Below are 729 nucleotides of genomic sequence, written 5' to 3'. Positions count from 1 at the left end.
AGAAATCAAAAAGTTAAAAGAAGTGTAAAAATAGTCTTGACTCGGGGGGGAGACTTAAATGATATACGCCCCCGTTGAATGATGCACAGCACACCAGTGCGGGGCCATAGCTCAGCTGGGAGAGCGCGACGCTGGCAGCGTTGAGGTCTGCGGTTCGATCCCGCATGGCTCCACCAAATCATTCAGGACAGTTTACTGTCCCCTTCGTCTAGAGGCCTAGGACACCGCCCTTTCACGGCGGTAACAGGGGTTCGACTCCCCTAGGGGACGCCATATAAAAAACCTCGATATCAATTTGATATCGAGGTTTTTTTTCGCCTGTAGAAAGTTGAGTATAGCCATTGTTACTTTCTCTCAGTCTTTTTCGGGCTATTTACTTGTCTACTGTAGTTGTTCTATGTGTTTTTCTCTGCCGATACTCAGTTAAATTTGTTTTTTAGAGGCTCATAAAGGAGGGGGATTAGCAGATCAAATCTGCCTGATGGATTTTTGACGTTTACTGGGTGTTAGTAGGTATTATGTTTGACGAAATCCGTACTCGAGACTTTTAAGTGAAATATGTTTGTGTATAAGGTATTGAATATAATAAGAAAATAAAAAGTAATCAAAGTTATTTATGAAGTTGGCATGCTAATCGCTTAATGTGAATCAACTAAATAAAAATGTACTTCAAAGAGAAGTACAAATACAAAAAATTGATTAATTAGCAGATTAAATTGACGGGTGATA

2 tRNA genes are annotated in these 729 nt (G+C 40.2%); both read left to right on the top strand.

Features of this window, described 5'->3' with window-relative positions:
• Positions 1–100 precede the first annotated feature (100 nt).
• Positions 101–176, top strand: a tRNA-Ala gene (locus A3761_RS24570).
• 21 nt (positions 177–197) lie between these two features.
• Positions 198–273: transfer RNA gene (locus A3761_RS24565), tRNA-Glu, on the top strand.
• Positions 274–729: the final 456 nt, after the last annotated feature.

It is taken from the genome of Oleiphilus sp. HI0123 (genome assembly GCF_001635315.1).
This window is presented reverse-complemented; position numbering and strand designations above follow the sequence as displayed.